Annotated in this window: 19 protein-coding genes and 1 pseudogene; 16 read left to right on the top strand and 4 right to left on the bottom strand. The window is 54.7% G+C overall.

Features of this window, described 5'->3' with window-relative positions; all coding sequences use genetic code 11:
• Positions 1 to 13 precede the first annotated feature (13 nt).
• The gene (locus tag FMM72_RS08435) at positions 14 to 1,141 is read left to right on the top strand and encodes an aldo/keto reductase (RefSeq protein ID WP_162221170.1); all 1,128 of its coding nucleotides are present in this window, start codon (positions 14 to 16) and stop codon (positions 1,139 to 1,141) included.
• A 56-nt stretch (positions 1,142 to 1,197) separates the two neighbouring features.
• On the opposite strand, the gene FMM72_RS08430 is transcribed toward FMM72_RS08435, so the two are convergent.
• Positions 1,198 to 2,079, bottom strand: a complete 882-nt coding sequence (locus tag FMM72_RS08430) for a LysR family transcriptional regulator (protein ID WP_162221169.1) — start codon at positions 2,077 to 2,079, stop codon at positions 1,198 to 1,200.
• A 144-nt stretch (positions 2,080 to 2,223) separates the two neighbouring features.
• On the opposite strand from FMM72_RS08430, the gene FMM72_RS08425 reads away from it, so the two are divergent.
• From FMM72_RS08425 to FMM72_RS08355, 15 genes are all read left to right on the top strand, one after another.
• The gene (locus tag FMM72_RS08425) at positions 2,224 to 3,420 is read left to right on the top strand and encodes a carcinine hydrolase/isopenicillin-N N-acyltransferase family protein (protein ID WP_243157758.1); all 1,197 of its coding nucleotides are present in this window, start codon (positions 2,224 to 2,226) and stop codon (positions 3,418 to 3,420) included.
• 13 nt (positions 3,421 to 3,433) lie between these two features.
• The gene (locus FMM72_RS08420; protein WP_162221167.1) at positions 3,434 to 4,801 is read left to right on the top strand and encodes a phenylacetate--CoA ligase family protein; all 1,368 of its coding nucleotides are present in this window, start codon (positions 3,434 to 3,436) and stop codon (positions 4,799 to 4,801) included.
• Positions 4,798 to 5,547 (top strand): ABC transporter ATP-binding protein, encoded by a 750-nt coding sequence (locus FMM72_RS08415; RefSeq protein WP_162221166.1) that lies wholly within the window; start codon positions 4,798 to 4,800, stop codon positions 5,545 to 5,547. Before FMM72_RS08420 ends, FMM72_RS08415 begins: the two co-directional genes overlap by 4 nt.
• A gap of 11 nt (positions 5,548 to 5,558) precedes the next feature.
• Positions 5,559 to 7,901: an ABC transporter permease gene (locus FMM72_RS08410; RefSeq protein WP_162221165.1), complete on the top strand. Its 2,343-nt coding sequence runs from the start codon at positions 5,559 to 5,561 to the stop codon at positions 7,899 to 7,901.
• A gap of 115 nt (positions 7,902 to 8,016) precedes the next feature.
• Positions 8,017 to 8,709, top strand: a complete 693-nt coding sequence (locus tag FMM72_RS08405; RefSeq protein WP_243157757.1) for a cyclophilin-like fold protein — start codon at positions 8,017 to 8,019, stop codon at positions 8,707 to 8,709.
• 27 nt (positions 8,710 to 8,736) lie between these two features.
• Positions 8,737 to 9,414 (top strand): amino acid ABC transporter permease, encoded by a 678-nt coding sequence (locus tag FMM72_RS08400; RefSeq protein ID WP_162221164.1) that lies wholly within the window; start codon positions 8,737 to 8,739, stop codon positions 9,412 to 9,414.
• 4 nt (positions 9,415 to 9,418) lie between these two features.
• Entirely contained in the window at positions 9,419 to 10,171 is a 753-nt protein-coding gene (locus tag FMM72_RS08395) for an amino acid ABC transporter ATP-binding protein (RefSeq protein ID WP_162221163.1), read from the top strand.
• Positions 10,172 to 10,197: 26 nt separating this feature from the next.
• Complete coding sequence (locus FMM72_RS08390) at positions 10,198 to 11,052, top strand: transporter substrate-binding domain-containing protein (protein WP_162221162.1); 855 nt, start codon at positions 10,198 to 10,200, stop codon at positions 11,050 to 11,052.
• 28 nt (positions 11,053 to 11,080) lie between these two features.
• Positions 11,081 to 11,320, top strand: a complete 240-nt coding sequence (locus FMM72_RS08385) for a hypothetical protein (protein WP_162221161.1) — start codon at positions 11,081 to 11,083, stop codon at positions 11,318 to 11,320.
• A 15-nt stretch (positions 11,321 to 11,335) separates the two neighbouring features.
• Positions 11,336 to 11,947 carry a LysE family translocator gene (locus FMM72_RS08380; protein ID WP_162221160.1) on the top strand — a complete coding sequence of 204 codons (612 nt, stop codon included), beginning with the start codon at positions 11,336 to 11,338 and terminating at the stop codon, positions 11,945 to 11,947.
• Positions 11,948 to 11,960: 13 nt separating this feature from the next.
• On the top strand, positions 11,961 to 13,139 hold the full coding sequence (locus FMM72_RS08375; protein ID WP_162221159.1) for a MalY/PatB family protein: 1,179 nt from the start codon (positions 11,961 to 11,963) through the stop codon (positions 13,137 to 13,139).
• A gap of 11 nt (positions 13,140 to 13,150) precedes the next feature.
• The gene (locus tag FMM72_RS17170) at positions 13,151 to 14,236 is read left to right on the top strand and encodes a cyclophilin-like fold protein (RefSeq protein ID WP_162221158.1); all 1,086 of its coding nucleotides are present in this window, start codon (positions 13,151 to 13,153) and stop codon (positions 14,234 to 14,236) included.
• A gap of 27 nt (positions 14,237 to 14,263) precedes the next feature.
• Positions 14,264 to 15,391: a DUF362 domain-containing protein gene (locus FMM72_RS08365; RefSeq protein ID WP_162221157.1), complete on the top strand. Its 1,128-nt coding sequence runs from the start codon at positions 14,264 to 14,266 to the stop codon at positions 15,389 to 15,391.
• The gene (locus FMM72_RS08360) at positions 15,384 to 16,286 is read left to right on the top strand and encodes a permease (protein WP_162221156.1); all 903 of its coding nucleotides are present in this window, start codon (positions 15,384 to 15,386) and stop codon (positions 16,284 to 16,286) included. The genes FMM72_RS08365 and FMM72_RS08360 overlap by 8 nt, the downstream gene beginning before the upstream one ends.
• A gap of 51 nt (positions 16,287 to 16,337) precedes the next feature.
• Positions 16,338 to 16,718, top strand: coding sequence for a helix-turn-helix domain-containing protein (locus FMM72_RS08355; protein WP_162221155.1), 381 nt, complete (start codon positions 16,338 to 16,340; stop codon positions 16,716 to 16,718).
• A gap of 110 nt (positions 16,719 to 16,828) precedes the next feature.
• Here FMM72_RS08355 and FMM72_RS08350 read toward each other — a convergent pair whose 3' ends face one another.
• The 3 genes and pseudogenes from FMM72_RS08350 to FMM72_RS08340 all read right to left on the bottom strand — a co-directional run bounded on the left by FMM72_RS08350 (position 16,829) and on the right by FMM72_RS08340 (position 18,974).
• Positions 16,829 to 17,344 (bottom strand): transcriptional regulator, encoded by a 516-nt coding sequence (locus tag FMM72_RS08350; protein ID WP_162221154.1) that lies wholly within the window; start codon positions 17,342 to 17,344, stop codon positions 16,829 to 16,831.
• An 11-nt stretch (positions 17,345 to 17,355) separates the two neighbouring features.
• A pseudogene (locus FMM72_RS08345) lies at positions 17,356 to 17,514 on the bottom strand (cytidylate kinase family protein); the annotation flags it as partial.
• Positions 17,515 to 17,606: 92 nt separating this feature from the next.
• A complete protein-coding gene (locus FMM72_RS08340; RefSeq protein WP_162221153.1) occupies positions 17,607 to 18,974 on the bottom strand; it encodes an MATE family efflux transporter in 1,368 nt (455 codons plus the stop codon).
• Positions 18,975 to 19,030 lie beyond the last annotated feature (56 nt).

Raw genomic sequence — 19,030 nt, 5'->3', positions numbered from 1 at the left:
AGGAGGGTTTTCCATGAACGCCAAAAAGCTGGGCTTCGGCCTGATGCGCCTGCCCACAAACGACCCCGCCAACGCTGGGGACATCGACATAGAACAGGTCAAAAAGATGGTAGACCTGTTTCTATCAAAGGGCTTTACCTACTTTGATACCGCCTGGATGTACTGCGGCTTTAACAGCGAAGCCACAGCCAAAACGGTCTTGGTGGATCGTTACCCCAGGGACAGCTTTACTCTGGCTACCAAGCTGCACAACGGCTTTTTCAATTCCCTGGAGGACCGGGACAAGATACTCCGGGAGCAGCTAGAAAAGACCGGTGCGGGCTATTTCGATTACTATATGCTCCACGGCATTGAGGAGGGCAGCTACCCCAAATATGAGCAGTTCGACTGCTTCCACTGGCTCAAGGAGAAGAAGGAGCAGGGGCTGATGAAAACCATCGGCATCTCCTTTCATGCCGGCCCGGAGATGCTGGATGAGATCCTGACAAAGTATCCCTTTATCGAGTTTGTCCAGCTTCAAATCAACTACCTGGATTGGGAAAGCCAGTGGATCCAGTCCCGACGCTGCTATGAAACTGCGGTGAAGCACGGCAAGCCGGTCATTGTTATGGAGCCGGTGAAGGGCGGCACCCTGGCCAGGGTGCCTACAGAGGTGGAGATGCTGTTCCGGGAGCATACCCAGGACGCTTCCCCCGCCTCCTGGGCCATCCGGTTCGCCGCCAGCCTGCCGGGGGTGATGATGGTGCTTTCCGGCATGAGCAGTCTCAACCAGATGGAGGATAATCTCCGCTTTATGGAGAACTTCCAGCCGCTGACCGAGGAGGAAAAAGCCCTGACAGTAAAGGCGGCGGAGCTGATCAATGCCCAGATCGCCGTTCCCTGCACCGGCTGCTCCTACTGCACCGAGGGCTGCCCCCAGAAAATCGCCATCCCCCAGTATTTCTCCCTCTACAACGAGGATATGCGGGAACATCTGGAGGAAAAGGGTTGGACGGTGAATTTCACCAACTACGAGAATTTGACGAAAAAATTCGGCAAGGCCGGGGACTGTATTGGCTGTGGCCAGTGTGAGGAGATGTGTCCCCAGCATCTGCCCATTATCGAACATCTGAAAGCGGTGTCCCAACATTTTGGCGGGTAACATCCGCCGGTGCAAAAGGCCCAGGGCTTCCCATCATCGGGGAACCTGGGCCTTTGCTATGCCCCGCACAACTCCCCCATCTTCTCCAAAAACTTCTGGGCGGGCTTAGAGAGCAACTGGTACTTCTTCCAAATCATACTGGCCGTTACCTCAAAGGCGGGGCGCAGGGGACGAAAACAGAGGTTTGTCCCCTCGGTGTTGATGAGCCTGTCGAAGCAGACGGCGTACCCCAGCCCCTCCGCCACCAGGAGGGAGCCGTTATACAGCAGGGTGTAGGTGGCCACTACATTGAGTTTGGAAGGGTCCTCCGAAAGATTCCGAAGGATCTGCCAGCCCTCCTGGCGCTCCTGGGCCGAAACGATGAGGGGCTTGTCCCGAAGGTTCTCCAGGGTGATAAATGCACGCTCAGCCAGCTCCGAGTCCCGGCGCATCAGCACACCGAAGATGTCGGGAAAGGGCAGCTGGATAGACTCATACTTGGCATGATCCACCGAGCTGTACACCAGCCCGAAATCAATGAGGCCCCGGTCCAGCTGCTCCAGAACAAAGACGGCGTTGCCGCTGGAGATATGGTAGCAGATGCCCGGATAGCGCTCCTGCAACTCATAGGCCGCCCGGCCCAAAAGGCGGTTCACATCCGATTCCCCCGCCCCGATGTAGACATCCCCGGAGACAGCTTCATCGGAAAGGGTGATCTCGTCCTCGGTCTTTTTCATCAGCTGGACGATCTCCTCCGCCCGCTTGCGGAGGATCATCCCCTCCTCGGTGAGGGCGATGCCCTTGTTGCTTCGGGTAAAAAGCTGCTTGCCCAGCTCGTCCTCCAGGTCCTTTAACTGCCGGGAGAGGGTGGGCTGGGAGAGATGCAGATACTCCGCCGCCCTGGAAAGACTCTGCTCCCTGGCCACCGCCAGAAAGTATTGCAATACGCGAAATTCCATAAGGAACCACCTCCAATATTGTCAGTATAGCACAAGTTGCTATGCCTGTCGAACATAAACAAGTATTTAAGATAAGAATTTGTTATTTGATTTTTCTCATGCTATCATAAAAACACAACCAATCTTATGGGAGGATCAAGCCCCATGAAAAAAGGACTTTCCTTGTTCAGCCTGTTTTTGACCTGCTCCTTGCTTCTGACAGGCTGCGGTGGCGGACAGGCCGCACCCCAGTCTCCGGCTTCAGCCAATAGCGGCTCTGGTGGACAGAGTGCATCTCAGACTTCCCCTCCGTCCAACAATTCTTCTGACAGCCAAACGGCCCCCATCCCGGAAAGCGAGGCTTTGGTGCCCCAGCCGGAGGCTCCTCCGGCAGACGCCATTTCCATCACCACAAAAATCACGGAGCTGGAGCCCGGCCTTTCCGCCGTCCGGTATGACGGGGATTGCGGCTTTGACGGCTTCTTGGAACAGGGCGGCGCATCCTCCGACCGGGAGGTGGTGCAGTACCTGGCAGAAAACCTCATTTGGGAGCTGGGGCTGGACTTTTTGGGGAATATCTTTGGGTGCAGCACCATCGCAGTGGGCAGCCCTGACGGCGGCGTCCTCTTTGGTCGCAACTTTGATTGGAACGCTTGCGAGGCAATGGTGGTGGAGTCCCACCCGGAAAACGGCTACGCATCCCTTTCCACTGTCAATATGGACTTCATCACCATGGGGGCAGGGGGGATGATGGATACCGCTCTCAAGCTGGACCAGGTGCGGACATTGGCAGCCCTCTACGCCCCCTTGGATGGGATGAACGAAAAAGGGTTGGCGGTATCGGTAAACATGATTCAGGACAACGCCACCATCAATCAGAACACCGGTAAGCCCGGTATCACCACCACAACCGCCGTCCGGCTGCTGCTGGACAAGGCCGCCACCGTAGAGGAGGCGTTAGAACTGCTCCGGCAGTACGATTTCCACGCCTCTATGGGGTTGATGGTACATCTGGCCCTGGCGGACAACACCGGCCGTAGTGTAGTGGTGGAATACATCGGGAACGAGATGAGCGTCATCGAAACCTCTGCAGTGACCAACTTCTACCTCACCCCCGGGGAGAAATACGGCATCGGTACCAGCCAGTCCCACACCCGGTACGAGATATTGACCGGGCTGTTGGAGGAAAAGGACACTTTTACTTCGGAGGACATCCGGGACGCCCTCTCCAGCGTCAGCAAGGGGAATTTCGGGGAGTTTGAGTCCACCGAATGGAGCATCGTCTTTGACCTCACCGCCAAAACCGCCCAGTACTACCACCGGGAAAATTACGAAAACAGCTGGCTTTTTGCCCTGTTGTAAGGAGGACGACAACATGAACATTCCCCGCACCCTTTGGAACCTTTTGGGGCTAAAGCGAAATGAAAGACTTTCTCCCGCCAAGCTCCAATCGATACAACAGAAGAAGCTGCGGCGGCTCCTCCGTTACGCCTGGGAGCATTCCCCCTACTACCGGGAGGCCTTTGAAAAAGCGGGGATCACGGCGGAAACGTTGGATACTGCCCCCCTCTCCGCCTTTCCCACCATGGACAAAGCCGCCCTGCTGGAACACTTTGACCGCCTGGTCACTGTCCCGGACCTCCGGCAAGCGGAGCTGCGCCGCTTTGACGCCCATAACACCACCGACCGGCGGCCCTTTTTGGGGAAATACCACCTGGTCCATTCCTCCGGCAGCACTGGGGAACCGGGATACTTTGTCTACGATGAGGCCGCCTGGGGGACGATGCTGCTGGGCATCCTCCGGGGGGCTTTGTGGGGAATGACCATGCCCCAGATCCTGCGGCTGCTGGCGGAGCGCCCCCGCATCCTCTACATCGCCGCCACCGATGGACGCTACGGCGGGGCCATGGTAGTGGGAGACGGTGTGGACGGGGTAGGCGCCAGCCAAAGGTATCTGGACATCAAGACCCCCCTTTCCCAATGGGTACAAGAGGTGAAGGAATACCGCCCCAATTTCATCATCGGCTACCCCTCCGCCATCAAGATTTTGGCCGAGCTGGCCCAACGGGGAGAGGTCTCCCTTTCGGTGCTGCGGGTGGTCTCCTGCGGGGAGCCCTTGGGGGCTAGCCTGCGAAAATTCCTGGAGGACGCCCTCTATGCCCAGGTCATCAACTTCTACGGGGCCAGTGAATCCTTGGCCCTGGGGGTGGAAGGGGACCCGGCAGAGGGGATACTTCTCTTTGACGACCTGAACATCATCGAGCAGGGGCCGGACGGCCTTTATCTCACCTGTCTGTATAACTTCGTCCAGCCACTTATCCGGTATAAACTGACCGACCATATCTCTACTGAGGAGCCATCGGGCCGGTATCCCTTCTCCCGCGCCGTGGGTCTTTTGGGGCGCAACGAGGATGTCCTCTGGTTCGAGGACGGGGAGGGGCGCCGGGAATTTTTGCACCCCCTGGCCATTGAGGGCTTCTGTATCCCCGGGCTGCTGGACTACCAGTTCTGCCAGACCGGGCCGGCTGCCTTCCAGATGATGGCGGAAACTGCTCCGGGAGCAAACCGGGAAGCCATTCTTCACGAGATGCACCGGCAGATGGGGAGCATCCTGCTGGAAAAGGGTCTTTCTTATCTCACCTTTTCCATCCGCTTTGTGGAGGAAATACGCCCCGACCCGGCCACCGGCAAAAAACGGCTGATCCTCACGCTGCCCCAGGGGGAAAGGAGGAATGTGGGATGAAGGAAACCATTTTAGAGGGGCGCGGCCTCTGCAAAGCCTTCCCCAGCGGCGGGGAGCTGTTCCACGACCTGGAGGTGTCGGTTTACGGCGGAGATTTCACCGTCATCATGGGGCCTTCCGGGGCGGGCAAGTCTACCCTCCTTTATGCCCTCAGCGGGATGGACTCTGTTTCTGGCGGGACGGTCCGCTACAAGGGCCATCCTGTCACCGGGCTTTCGGAGGACAGGATGGCAAAGCTGCGGGCGGAGGAATTGGGCTTTGTCTTTCAGCAGACCCATCTGGTGAGCAATCTCACCCTCTTGGAAAATGTAGCGGTGGCGGGATATCTTGCGGGTAAGGAACCGCCTAAAACCGTCCGGGCCAGGGCGGAGCATCTTCTCTGGCAGATGGGAGTGGAGGGGGCCAAGGACCGGCTTCCCGCCAATGTTTCGGGTGGAGAGGCTCAGCGGGCGGCCATCGCCAGGGCGATGATCGGCGGCCCCGGCCTTCTCTTTGCCGATGAGCCCACCGGGGCGCTGAACCGCCAGAGCAGCCGGGAGATGCTGGATCTTCTCACTGATCTGAACCGACAGGGCCAGACCATCCTTATGGTGACCCACGACCTGGGGGCGGCGGTGCGGGGGAGCCGCATCCTCTACCTGGAGGATGGGAAGATACTGGACGAATTGATCCTTCCGCCCTACGAAAAGCCGGACAAAGAACGGGAAGAGCATGCCAACGCCTGGCTCTCCTCACTGAAATGGTAGGGGGGAAACAGATGGAATTTTGGACACTGCTGCGGATGAGCCTCCGGCGGCATCGGGGCGGGCTCATGGGGATATTTCTGCTGATTTTTCTTGTTTCCCTGTCCCTCTCTACGGTGCTGACGGTATGGCACAATTCCGGCAGCTACCTGGAACTGGAGCTGGACCGGGCCGGGTACGGGGGTGTTACCGCCTGGGTGGCAAACGCCCCGGACAGTCTTTTTGAAGAAATCGCCGCCCTGGATGTGGTGAAACGGGTGGAGGAACAGAAAATTATCCACACCAACTATCAGTTGAACGAACAGGAGTCGGATAGCGAGGGGCAGCTGATTTTGTACCGCCCCGAGGAAAACCGCTATCGATTTTTCACCGCTGACCTGTCCGGCTATGCTCCACCCCCGGAGGAAATACAGCCGGGGACAGTCTTTGTATCCCCCTCCCTGGTTTCCATGTTTGGGGCGAAGATTGGGGACGAAATCACCTTCCCCATCGCCCAGTCGGGGAAAAACCTGACCCTCACCATCGCCGGGTGGTACGAGGACCCCTTTATGGGCAGTTCGATGATCGGCATGAAGGGATTTCTCATCAGCGAAAGGGACCGGCAGGCGGCCCTGAATATTCTGGCAAACGCCGGGATAGACACCCTGGCGAGAGACGGGGCCATGCTCCACCTCTTTGCCGCGGAAGAAGGACTTACCGCCGCCGACTTCAGCGCGGCGGTCAACGGAGCCACCAGCCTTCCCCGGTACGCCGAATTCGCCCACAGCCGGGAGGCCATCCTTGGCTTTATGCTGGTGCTGCAAAATGCCTTTGGCGGCTTTCTTTTAGCCTTTGCGGCGGTTCTCCTTTTGGCGGCAATGGCGGTGCTGAGCCACCAGATCGGCAGCAGTATCCGCCAGGACTTTGTTGACCTTGGCATCCTGAAAACCCTGGGGCTCACCGGTGAGGGATTGCGGAATATTCAGCTGGCCCAGTATGCTGCGGCCATCCTGCCGGGGATGCTGCTGGGGCTTCTGCTGGCCCCTGCTGCCAGCGGTCTTATGGGGAAGATGACCCTGACTACCACCGGCTTTCGGATACCGGTGGAGCTTCCTTTCTCCCTTTGCCTCATGGTCTGTGCTGTGATACTGGGTCTGCTGGCCGCTTTCCTCCTGTGGAAGCTGGCAAAGCTGCGCCGGGTGACCCCCTTGGGGGTCATTCGGGGGGAGGGGGACAAAAGGGTGGTTTCCATTAAGGGACTTCCCGGCGTTTCCGGGAACTGGCTGGACGGGAGCCTGGCCCTGCGGCAGCTGTTCACCGGGTGGGGGCAGTATCTGGGGGCCCTGACGGTGGCGGCGCTGCTGGTGTTCTTCGCATCCCTCATTGGGCGGATGGACAGCTGGCTGGGGCCAGACGGCAAGGGGATGATGGATGCCTTCAACCCCGCTGACCACGACATTGGGGTGCAGTCCTTTGGGAGCTTAACACGGGAGGACTTTGAAGCCACCATCCGGCAGTATTCGGAAATCACCGACACCTATGTCCTGGCCATGCCCGGCGTCACGGTGAATGGCGTGGACCACACCGCCAATGTGATAGACCAGCCGGAGCGGTTCCACCTGCTGGAAGGCCGCCCCTGTACGGGAGAAAACGAAATTGTCATCACGGAATTTGTAGCCGCAGACTTTGGTATCACTATCGGGGATACCCTGACGGCGGGGAGCGACCGGGGCCGGGAGGACTTCACCGTCACCGGTATCTATTCCTGTGCCAACGACATGGGAGCCACCATCGGCATGAGCCGGGAGGGATACCTGCGTATCGGTTCCGACCATCCCAATCTCTGGTGCTGGCATTACTTCCTGGCTGATCCCAGCCAGAAAGGGGCCATCACCCGGGCACTGGAAGCCGCCTACGGCGGGGATGTCCATATTCACGAGAACACCTGGCCGGGGCTGTTGGGTATCATCAGCGCCATGAATGCCCTCACCACTTTTCTTTACGGAATGGCCGCTGTCTTTATCCTCATTGTCACCGCCCTGACCGGAGAAAAACTGCTGGCGGCAGAACGGCGGGACATGGCCATCTACCGGTCCATGGGCTTTTCGGCGAGACGGCTGCGGCTGGCCTTTGCCCTGCGTTTTGGAATGACCGCCGCTGTGGGGGCCGCCGTTGGGACCATTCTGGCGGCGCTTTTCACCGACCCGCTGGTTTCCGCCGCCATGGGCCTGGCGAGCATCAGCAGCTTTTCCTCCCATCTGGGGCTGGGGGCGGCGCTGCTGCCCGGCGGCGTGATGGTCCTGCTGTTCTTCGCCTTTGGCTGGCTCACCGCCGGGAAGATAAAACAGGTCAAAATGACCATGCTGGCGGCAGATTAAATATATGCTTATTGGTTATAGATATTTGTTTAACATAAGTATTTGCTATTAAACAAAAGTGGCTTTATAATGGGAGCCAGAGAGAACCAACTCCCCCAAGAAAGGACGAACCACCATGAAAAGAAGATTCTTCAGCGCTGTTTCTATTTTGATGATTCTGACACTGACCATTTTCCTCCTCCCCGGATGCAGCCAGGGGGAAAGCACCCCGGCCCCAAGCAGCTCCGGCAGTCTGACGGTGAACAGCGGGGCAGAAAGCAGCAGCACCGTCCCAGAGAGCAGCACCGCCTCGGAAAGCAGCACCCCTTCCTCTGCCCTGGAGGAGAGCGAAGCCCAAACGCCCGAAAGCGGCGATAACTCCGGGGAAGAAGCCGTGGCGCCGGAGGCAAGCGGGGAGGCCGGGACCTTGTCGGTAGCCTTTGGCAACCGGAACGCCCCCTTCACCCTGCATCTCTACGACAACCCCACCGCCGCCGCCATCGCCCGCCATGTGGGCACCGCCAGCTGGCAGCTGCCCATCTACCACTATGACGACTACGACAACTGGGAAGTGATGCAGTATTACGACATTCCCAGCCGCTACGAGATTCCCGACAACTCGGAAACCATCACCGGTGAGGCCGCCGGGACGGTCTACTATTCGGAACCAAACCGCATCGTCCTGTTCTTCCACGAGGCCCAGGTCACAGAGGAATACACCCCGGTGGGGTACTTTGACTACACCGAGGAGTTTGTCAAGGCGGTGGAGGAAAACCCGGTGCTGGAGGGCTGGGGCAACAAGCTGGTATTTATCAGCAAGAGCGAATAACCACAAAACAGAGAGGAGTGGAACACCATGATCAGCGGACGGCTTTGGGGGATCCTCACCGATTCTTTTGGGAAAATGCTGGTGCCGGGGCTTATCGTCACCATTCCCCTCACCCTTGTTTCCTTTGCTTTGGGTCTTGCCCTGGCCCTGGTCACCGCCCTGGTCCAGTTTGCCAGGATACCGGTACTGCGGCAACTGGCCCGGTTCTATATCTGGGTCATTCGGGGCATCCCCATGATCGTCCAGCTGTTTGTGGTATTTTTCGGCCTGCCCAATCTGGGCATTGTTATCGACCCCTTTCCGGCTGCGGTCGTTGTTTTTTCGGTGAGCCAGGGGGCCTACTGCGCCGAGATCATCCGGGCGGCACTGGAATCGGTGCCGGCCGGCCAGATGGAGGCCGGATACTGTGCCGGGCTTACCTGGCTGCAAACGGTGCGGCGGATCATCCTTCCCCAGGCGCTGCGTACCGCCTTCCCCTCCCTGGGCAATTCCTTTATTTCCCTGATGAAGGATACTTCCCTGGCGGCGAGCATCACCCTTACCGAAATGTTTATGATCACCCAGCGCATCGTGGCCCGGACCTACGAAGCACTGGCACTGTATGTGGAGGTTGGGCTCATCTATCTGCTGTTCACCACCGTTCTTACCTGGCTCCAGCGGCTGGGGGAAGAAAAACTGAGCAGCTATGAAAGAAAGGCGGGTTGAATCAATGTTAGAGGTTAGGAACATCCAAAAATCCTTTGGGGAACTGGAGGTGCTTCGCGGGGTGGATCTCAACATCCGCCAAGGGGATGTTGTGGCGATCCTGGGCCCCAGCGGTTCCGGCAAGACCACCCTGCTGCGGTGTCTCAACTTCCTGGAACCGGCAAACGGCGGGGAACTGGTTTTTGACAAAGAGGCTTTTCCCCTTGGGAAGCTATCCAAAAAGGAGATCCTTCGGCTGAGGAAAAAGACCGCCTTTGTCTTCCAGAACTACAACCTCTTCCGCAACAAGACAGCCCTTCAGAATATCACCGAGGGACTTATCATCGGACGAAGGATCCCAAAGGCCCAAGCGGAGGAGATCGGCCGCCTGGCATTAGAAAAGGTGGGGCTTGCCGGTCGGGAGGACTATTATCCCAGCCAGCTTTCTGGCGGACAACAACAGCGGGTGGCCATCGCCCGAGCCATCGCCACCCAGCCGGAGATTATTTATTTCGATGAACCCACCTCCGCCCTGGATCCGGAGTTGACCGGAGAGGTGCTGTCGGTGATGCGTCAGCTGGCAGAGGAAGGAATGACCATGCTGGTAGTGACCCATGAGATGAACTTTGCCCGTACTGTATCCAATCGAGTTGTATTTATGGAAGACGGTGTTGTTGTGGAAGCGGGGAACGCCAGGGACTTTTTTGAGCATCCCAAGGAACAGCGCGCCCGGAAATTTTTACAGATGGTAGACCAAACGGTACACCCAATCAGTTGAATATCAGAAATAAGGAGTGCTTGACCATGAAAAAAATAATCGCTTTGTTTGTGGCGGTTCTGATAACTGCTGCCTTTGCCGGATGCAGCGGGAACATCTCCCAGCCTTCCGAAAGCCCATCCCATGCTTCCGTATCTTCTCAAAACGAGCCAGAGACCGCCTCCGGCGACCTGCTGGAACAGATCCGGCAGCGGGGGGAATTGGTGGTTGCCATGGAGGGAACCTGGTCCCCTTGGACCTACCATGACGAAACAGAAGCCCTGGTAGGCTATGATGTAGAGGTCTCCCGGAAGATCGCCGAAAAGCTGGGGGTCTCTGTTACCTTTGCCGAGGGCCGTTGGGACGGTCTGCTGGCCGGGCTGGATGCCGGACGGTACGACCTATTGGTAAACGGGGTGGATATTACCAAAGAGCGCCAGGAAAAATACGATTTTTCCACCCCCTACGCCTACAATCACACGGTCATCATCGTCACCGGGGATAACGAGGACATTCAATCCATAGAGAATCTTGCAGGAAAACGCACCGCCAACACCATATCCGGTATTTACGCCCAGATGGCAGAAGACTATCAGGCTGAGGTGGTGGGAGTAGAAACCTTGAATCAGAGCTTTGAACTGCTTCTTGCCGGGCGGGTAGACGCCACCCTCAATGATGAGGTGACCTATCTGGATTACCTGAAGGCCCACCCGGATGCCAACATCAAGATCGCGGCCCGCACCGAGGACACCTCCAGAGTAGCCATCCCCATGCGAAAAGGGGAGGAAACGGCGTCCCTGCGAGAGGCCATCGACCAGGCGCTGGAGGAACTGCGGGATTCCGGGGAGCTTGCCACCCTGTCGGAAAAATACTTCGGCAGCGATATTTCCAAAGCGGGATAAGCTGTCTGTGGCGTGAGGAGGGACCATTGTGGAGGGTTATCGTACACAGGAAGATATTGTACAGAATTTGCGGGATGCTGGCTGTGATGAGGACATCATCTCCAAATTTCTGGAGTGCGTGGAGAAGGGGAAAAAGCCGGAGAGCCTGCGGCTCCTGAAGCGCCAACGCAGTGAACTGTTGGACGCAGTCCACAAGGAGCAGCGGAAGATCGACTGTCTGGATTACCTGGTCTATATGATGCAAAGGCAGCAGCCTCATAAAGGATAGAAAGGAGAGCCGTAGATGACGGCCTATTTATGGAAAGGGGTCCTCATCGGCCTGCTGTTCGGGCTTCCCGCAGGGGCAGTGGGAGCGCTGACGGTACAGCGGACCCTCCGCTACGGGCCGAAAGCGGGGCTTCTCACCGGCCTTGGCTCCTCGGCGGCGGATTGCTTTTATGCTTCTTTGGGAGCCTTGGGATTGACCTTTATCTCTGATTTTTTATTACAGTATAAGGCCGCCATCTACCTTGTGGGCGGCGGCCTTATCCTTTTCTTAGGGATTGGCCTGCTTTGCCGGAAAGAGGATACTCCCGGCCAGGAAGGAAAGGATGTTGGCCGGTGGAGATCTTTCTTCTCCTCCTTCGCTATCGGTATCACTAACCCCGCCGCCATCTTGACCTTTCTTTTTGCCTTTTCCTGGTTTGGGCTATCCGGCGGGCTGGCTTTTGGAGAAGGGGCTCTGCTGGTTTTTGGAGTGTTCCTTGGGACCTATCTTTGGTGGGGCGCTCTTACCGTTGCCGCCAGCTTTGCAAAAAAGAAAACCAACACCATAGAGCCAGCCCAAATGAACCGCCTTTTTGGGGTTATCCTCTGCCTGTTGGGGGCAGTTGTTTGGCTTCGGCTGATACTTTGAAAGGAGCGTTCTCATGACCTATGATTTTGACACCATCATCGACCGCCGGGACAGCCGCTCCCTCAAGTGGGAGGTGGAAGAAAACGCCCTACCCATGTGGGTAGCGGATATGGACTTCGCCGCCGCCCCGGAAATCCGGGCGGCGCTGCAAAAACGATTGGACCACGGCATTTTCGGCTACTCCATCATACCGGAGGATTGGTATGACGCCTATACCGGCTGGTGGCGGTCCCGCCACAGCTTTGCCATGGAACGGGACTGGCTGATCTTCTGCACAGGGGTCGTGCCTGCGATCTCCAGTATGGTGCGAAAACTCACCACTCCGGCAGAGAAGGTGGTTATCCAAACACCGGTCTATAGCATCTTCTTCAACTCCATCCTCAACAACGGTCGCCAGGTTCTGGAAAGTCCCCTCCGGTACCAAAACGGCGGCTACGAGATGGACTTTGATGACTTGGAAGAAAAGCTCTCCGATCCCCAGGCCTCGCTGATGATTCTCTGCAACCCCCACAACCCGGTGGGGAAGATATGGGACAGTGATACCCTATCTCGTGTTGGAGAACTGTGCCGAAAGCATCATGTAACGGTGATTTCCGATGAAATCCATTGCGACATCACCGAGCCAGGCTGTAATTATATTCCCTTTGCTTCGGTTTCTGCACCCTGCCGGGAGAACAGTGTCACCTGTATCGCACCCACCAAGGCTTTCAATCTGGCGGGCCTGCAAACGGCGGCGGTGGTGGTTCCTGATCCTGTCCTGCGCCACAAGGTCTGGCGGGGGCTGAACACCGATGAGGTAGCGGAGCCGAATGCTTTTGCGGTAGAAGCCACCATCGCAGCTTTCACCCAAGGAGCCGGTTGGCTGGACGCTCTGCGGGAGTACATTGTCGGGAACAGACGGCTGGCAGCAGACTTCCTTCGGGAAAAGCTACCGCTCATTCATCTGGTTCCGGCCCAGGCCACCTACCTCCTCTGGCTGGACTGCGGGAAATATACGGCTGACTCCGGAAAACTGGCAGGTTTCCTGCGAGAAAGGACGGGACTGTATCTCTCCGAAGGGGCACAGTATGGAAAAAGCGGCCAGCAGTTTTTGCGGATGAATATTGCCTGTCCCCGCTCTGTTCTGAACGATGGACTCCAGCGGTTGGAAAAAGGGCTTTCTCAGTATTGGGAGGGCATACACCTCAAATAAAAGGAGTGTTGATGATGAGCAAAGGTTTTTTCGTGACCGGAACAAAACGGAGGGGTTCGATCTTCCTTGCGGGCTGCATTCTGTCCCTTGCACTACTGTTTGCTGGATGTTCCGAAACATCAGAAAATATGTTGTCATCCAGTACGCCGCCGGTGCCGTCTAACGAGGCTTCATCCTCCTCTGTCATCAAGGCGTCGGCCATATCTTCGCCGGCCGCATCGAAATCAACATCGTTAGCTGCGGACTCTGAACCCAAGTCGCCTGATCCATTGCAGAAGGAATTGGAAACACCACTGAAAATTGTGCTGACAGCAGAGGACAGGCAGGAGATTCTATTCCAGCTTAATGGAAGCCCTGCCGCACAGGGCTTATACGATCAGCTTCCGCTCTCGGTTCAAATTGAGAATTACGGCTCCAACGAAAAGATTTTTTATCCGCCTGACAAGTTGGACACCATTGATACCCCCATAGCAGAAGGCCCTCCAGGAACTTTGAATTACTACGCACCATGGGGGAATATTGCGATTTTTTACAGTGATTTAAGCGATGGCGGCAGCGACTTGTACGAGTTGGGTGAAGCAATTTCCGGTGTGGAGCATATTGCCGGACTGAACGGCGAAATCCAGATTGAGAAAGTAATGGATGATGAACCCCTGGAACCAGATAATAGCCAAAGCAAGCCCCAGCAAAGTTCTCCCTCAGGAAATGTACCTTCACGGGAACCCTCCCAGGAAACACAGGAGAGAGATGAAATGAAACTGAAAGTGCAGGTTGGCGGGCAGACCTTTACCGCAACGCTAACAGAGAACGCCGCTGTCGATGCCTTTGTAGAGATGATGCAGGAAGCCCCGGTGGTGATCCAAATGGAAGATTATTCTGGTTTTGAAAAGGTGGGTCCATTGGGAACCAGCCTGCCCACCAACAACAGTCAGACCACAACGCAGGCAGGGGACATCGTGCTCTACACCGGCAATCAAATCGTCATGTTCTATGGCTCCAACTCCTGGAGCTATACCCGGCTAGCGCGTATTGACGACCGCACCGGCTGGGAGGAAGCTTTGGGGAGTGGAGATGTGACCGTCCGCCTTTCCCTGTGACAAAATATCAAAGGAGGTTTCCTGTTTATGAAAAAGCGACTGCTCTCCTTCCTGCTGACCGCTCTGCTGACCGCTGGCTCCCTGGCTGGATGCGCCGCTCCCGCAGAAAGTGTTCCGCCGTCCACATCCACTCAAGTCAGTTCCCAGCCAGAGGCGGTTTCCAGCATTCCTTCCGGGGCCTCGGAGGAGTTCTCCCAGGAGCCATCCAGTTCAGTATTTACTCCCGGTTCTTCCAGTGAGGCGGTGAGTCAAGATACACCATCTTCTGCACCGGAGGAGGATACACAGAACACCGGAGGCCCCATCGTGTATATGACCTCGGAAATCACCCCGGAATCGCTGGTTGCGATCTATGAGGCGCTGGGCGCCTCCCCCAGCGGGAATATCGCCGTCAAGCTCTCCACCGGGGAGCTGGGGAGTAACTACCTGCGTACCGACCTGATTGGAGATCTTGTTCGTTCCTTTGACAGCCCCACTATTGTGGAGTGTAACACCGCCTACGGCGGCTCACGGGCTAATACCGCCATGCACTACCAGGTGGCGGAGGACCACGGCTATACCGCCATCGCAAAGGTGGACATTATGGACGAAAACGGCTCGATGACTCTGCCAGTGGCCGGTGGCGACAATCTGAAGGAAAACTATGTAGGAGCAAACTTTGCAAATTATGACTACTATGTTGTCCTCTCCCACTTCAAGGGTCATACCATGGCAGGCTTTGGCGGGGCCATCAAGAATATCTCCATCGGTATCGCCTCCAGCCAGGGGAAGGGCCACATCCACTCCGGCGGTACCGGCGGCAGTATGTGGGGCGGTGACCAGGACGCTTTTCTGGAATCTATGGCCGAGGCCGGAAAGTCGGTGGTGGACTATCTGGACGGAAACATCCTCTATATCAATGTGATGAACCGTCTTTCGGTGGACTGCGACTGTGACGGCAATCCTTCCGAGCCGGATATGCACGACATCGGCATTCTGGCCTCCTATGACCCAGTGGCGCTGGACCAGGCTTGTGTAGACCTGGTTTACAGTGCGCCGGATGGGCAGTCACTTATTCAGCGTATGGAGTCCCGCAACGGCATTCACACCTTGGAGCAGGCGGAAAAGATCGGCCTGGGGAGCCGCAGCTACCAGCTGGTGAATATTGATGGCTGAAGCCATCCGCCGAGAGGCGGTGTATCTGTGGTACTACTTTGACCTCCAGTTTCGGCAGATCTTCTGGTACTGGGTGCTGGGGATGGTGTTGGGCTCCGCCATTTCGGTCTTTGTCAAGGATGCGATCCACAACAGCCTCTGCTCTCTTGGGGGGCGGAGGCTGGGGATCTTTGGCATCGTATTGGCAAGCGCTTTGGGAATCGCCTCGCCGCTGTGTATGTATGGCACTATCCCCATCGCAGCTTCCTTTTCCCGCAGCGGCATCAAGGACGACTGGCTGGCCGCCTTTATGATGAGCTCCATCCTTCTCAACCCCCAGCTGGTGATTTACAGCGCTGCCTTGGGGACAACCGCCCTTACGGTACGCATCATTTCCTGTTTTCTTTGCGGTGTTATCGCTGGGATGCTGGTGCGGATATTCTATCGAGAAAAGTCTTTCTTCAATTTCGCTGGCTTTGATGAACCGAAAAGCCGGGATACCGACCCAAACCTTCTCTTGCGATTTCTCAAAAACCTGGGGCGGAATATCAAAGCCACTGGGCTTTACTTTCTGTTCGGTATCGCCCTTTCTGCCCTGTTCCAGCGGTATGTTCCCCAAGAGCTAATGACCTCCCTCTTTGGGGGCAACGAGGCATTTGGGGTACTGATGGCGGCAACTATCGGCGTCCCCCTTTATGCCTGCGGCGGGGGTACCATCCCTCTACTGCAAGCCTGGCTGCTGGATGGGGTGTCCATGGGCAGTGCGGTGGCCTTTATGATGACAGGTCCTGCCACCAAGATCACCAACCTGGGGGCGGTGAAGATTGTGTTGGGGATGAAGCGGTTCCTCCTATATTTGGGGTTTGTTATGGCTTTTTCGTTGCTGTGCGGGCTGATAGTGAATGGAGTGGTATAATCAGCCTAAAAGCCGAATGAAAACGGAACAGAGGGATACACTGACACCTCTATGTATCGGGAGCAATATTTATTTTCTGACAATATTTATATTTTAATGGGTGAAAACATCCGTACGATCCACCAACGCATGGGAATCAAACAGACTGCGCTTGCCATTCAAATAGATGTTGGACAAAAGCAGTTATCCCTGATCGAAAATGGAAAAGCGCGGCCCCGGTTATCGGCCTATCTTCGTATTGCCAATGCTCTCCAGGTATCCATCAATCAGCTTTTTGCGGAATCCAATGTAACAGAGCGGGAGCAAACAGCATATCGGAATGAGAAAACGACAGGTGAAGCAAGGCAGATGCTGCTGCAATTATTGGATATGATTGATGAAATGGGCTTTAAGAAACTAGTATTTATGTGGGTTTCAAGCAAATTTGTTTAGGTGCTGGCAACATTTTTTACATCACGCACTAAATGATTACATCAAAGGCATAAGAAAACCTTGCTGATTTTCAGATATGGAAACTGAATATCGGCAAGGTCTTTTTATGCTTATTTCTGCTTTTTCTTTTTAGCTGTTTTCTTTTCTTCTTTCTCGATTTTCTGAAACTCTTCCATGAGCATATCACTGACCGCCTGCGAGGGGACTTTTGCCCAATGCTTTGAAGTGACCAGTTCCGGGTACTTGTACCGCCACTGGTCATATTCCTCTTTTGTAATCTCGCCATGTTCCAGTTTGGCGGCTTGCTCCTGCCATGCGTGGAACATATCGAACATGGACGTATAAGTGGAATAGTCGGACTTGTCAAGGCGCAGGCAGATTTCCCCGTCAATCTCCCCAATTTTCAGCCCGTACATATCTTCCAACGCAAAGAGCGTGTGCATAAGCCCGGTATAGGTATCAATATCCGGCACGGTGAGGGCGTGGGTGCTTATATTAAAGATACCCGCCATTTCTTTTACAAGGTCGTGCTTTGGTGTTCTCGCTTCGGTTTCATACTGTGCCATGCGGACATCAGAGGTCTTTCCGAGAAAGCCGAGGATTTCGCCTAACTGTTTCTGTGTCATGCCCTTTCGGTTTCTGACATATGAGCCACATAGTTTTCATCAAAACCATTTTCCTTTGAAATCAAAGCGATAATTTCCTTATCATAGCAGGGAATACCTAAAGTGTCTGACAGTCGTTTTCCTAATTCCCGTCCACCGCTGCCAAATTCTCTGCTGATTGTAATAATCATTTTGTTGTTATCCATTTTCTTTTCCTCCATTTTGTTTGAATATAATATTTACAAGGACATAATGATTGTTAAATGCAGATAAAAGGAAATCATCATGCTTCCGCTGTTAGTTCATTTTTCTGTATGCTTAGTTTTTTGTAAGTGTTGATATACAAACCGGCGGCAAGTGCCAGTGAAAGTATATCGGCTACCGGCTGTGCCCTAATTAACCCGTTAAGCCCTAAAGCAGCTTTCAAAATGAACAATGCGGGAATGAAAATAATTCCCTGTCTGCTCAAATTGATAATTAGTGAAGCCGTGGCTGCACCCATAGCCTGTAAAGCATTGGTAAGGACATAGAACACGCCAAACAGGAAACTTGTTGTAAGTAAAATTCTTGCAAAGGAAACGGCATAATCAAAAGCGGTAACATCTGTTAAAAATGCGCTGACAATCTGGTTTGCAAACAGGTAGCAGACCGCAGTTAATACAACACCTAAAATCAAGGAAAAAATCATAGAGAACTTAAACACGTCATTAAAACGTTTCCATAATTTTGCACCTACAAGATAGCCAAGCAAAGGCTGTACGCCCTGTCCTAATCCCATACATACCATTCCTGCAATAATGACAACTTTCATGACAACGCCCATTCCTGCAATCGCCATATCACCATATTCAGCCATTTGGCTGTTGATGATGATTTGTGAAACGCTCATTAACAAAGAGCCTAATGCGGCGGGGATACCAATTACAAGTACATTGCTGCAAACTTTGTCTTTTAATGTAAAGTCTTTGATATTGATACTAAGTATTGACTTTCCACGTAGAAAATAGAAAATATAGTAACCTGCGCCGAAAAGATTTCCTATTACCGTAGCGATTGCCGCACCTGCAATATTCCAGCCAAAGCCTAAAATCATAACTGGGTCAAGAATAAAATTCAGAAGATTTCCAAGAAGCTGTCCCATCATAGCTTTCCCGGCTTCTCCCTCGGCACGGATTATATTTGCATAACAGTTTGAAACCAATACGAAAGGACCGCTGCACGCTACGATACTTAAATAAGTTTTTGATAAGTCCCATGTATCAGAACTTGCTCCAATCAGTGACAGGATAGGGTTCATAAAAATCAGAAACAGGGCAGCCATTACAACGCCGACAACAATACAGCTCCACATACAGAAAGAGCAGACTTTTTTTGCGTATTCCTTTTTTCCCTCTCCCAAAGCACGGGATATGACTGATGTGCCGCCGATACCAAAAGCCGTGCCTACCGCCATAAACATTAAAAATACGGGCGTTGCAAGCGAAACAGCCGCAACCTGTAAAGCGTCATGCGTCTGCCCAATAAAGAATGTGTCAGCTAAATTGTAGACCAATACCATTAACATAGCTGCTATTGCAGGCAAGGCGTTTTTGAATACTGCCTGTGAAACAGGGGCTTTGCTGAATACTTCCATTGATTTTTGATTATCCATTATTATTCCTCCTAACATAATTGCTTACGATTGATAGTTAGCGATTGATAAGAGCA

Source organism: Anaerotruncus colihominis (genome assembly GCF_010206195.1).
Classification (GTDB): domain Bacteria; phylum Bacillota; class Clostridia; order Oscillospirales; family Ruminococcaceae; genus Anaerotruncus; species Anaerotruncus colihominis_A.
The sequence above is the reverse complement of the archived record's forward strand: the minus strand, read 5'-3'. Positions and strand labels throughout refer to the sequence as shown.